A 1,285-nucleotide genomic window follows, 5' to 3' on the forward strand; every position below is an offset into this window, starting at 1 on the left:
TGGCACAGCGGGCGAGCGGGGTTGCCGCGCAGACTCCGCTGTTCACGACACTGCTCAACTACCGGCACAGTGCGCCGACCAGCCCGGCCGAACAGTTGGAAGGCATTGCTCTCCTTCACGTCCATGAACGCACCAACTATCCGGTGTCGGTCATGGTCGATGACCTTGGTGAAGGGTTCGCGGTCACGGTGCAGGCCGGTGGTCTGGTCGACCCTGGCTGGCTGGCGACGGCGATCGAGACCACTGCGGAGGGCTTCGCCGACGCGCTGGAGGCCCACTCCGAGTTGCCGGGCAGTGATCCGGTGCTGCACGAGGTCGATGTCCTCACCGTCACCGAGCGCCGCCGCGTCCTTCAGGAGTGGAACGACACCTCGGTCGAGGTGCCGGCAGGAACCCTTCCTGAACTCTTCGAGACACAGGTACAGGCATCACCCGACGCCATCGCCGTCCGCTTCGAAGGACAGGCACTCACCTACGCCGAACTCAACACCCAGGCAAACCAACTAGCGCGAGTCCTGCTCGATCGCGGGGCGGGCCCGGAGCGCCTGGTCGGCGTCATGATGGATCGTTCTGCCGAGATGGTCATTGCACTGCTGGCAGTGATGAAGTCCGGCAGCGCCTACGTCCCGATCGATCCCGCGCTGCCGGCTGAGCGCATCACCTACCTTCTGAAAGACGCCCGGCCATCCACGCTGGTGACGTCCCTTGCCCGGCACAATGATGAGCTAGCAAAGACAACTCCGACGGTGGTGGTTGATGACCAGCCACTGATTGCCGAGGTCCAGAGCCGCAGCGGATCCAACCTGTCGCGAGCCGAGCGTGGGGCGGTGTTGTTGCCGGGGCATCCTGCGTATGTCATTTACACGTCGGGTTCGACTGGGCGTCCTAAGGGCGTGGTGGTGGAGCACGGTGGTGTGGTGAACAGGCTGGCGTGGATGCAGGGTGCTTTTGGTCTGCGTGCGGATGACCGTGTTCTGCAGAAGACGCCGTTCGGTTTCGATGTGTCGGTGTGGGAGTTCTTCTGGCCTTTGCTGGAGGGTGCCACGCTGGTCGTGGCCCGGCCGGGAGGGCATCAGGATCCTGCTTATCTGGCGGAGGTGATGCGCCGTGAGGGGGTGACGGTGGCGCACTTCGTGCCGTCGATGCTGCAGGTGTTCCTCCAGGAGCCCGCGGCCGCTGCAGTGGTGGGGCTGAGGGCGGTGTTCACCAGTGGTGAGGCTCTGCCGCTCGATCTGCATGAGCGGTTCCGTGAGCTGCTCGGGGTGCCGCTGCACAATCTTTACGG

At 64.5% G+C, this 1,285-nt stretch carries 1 protein-coding gene; it reads left to right on the forward strand.

Features of this window, described 5'->3' with window-relative positions; genetic code table 11:
• On the forward strand, window positions 1–1,285 hold a 1,285-nt coding region (locus ACWCQK_RS42525; protein ID WP_451164634.1), incomplete at both ends, for an AMP-binding protein.

The sequence above is a fragment of the Streptomyces sp. NPDC002306 genome (assembly GCF_053593435.1).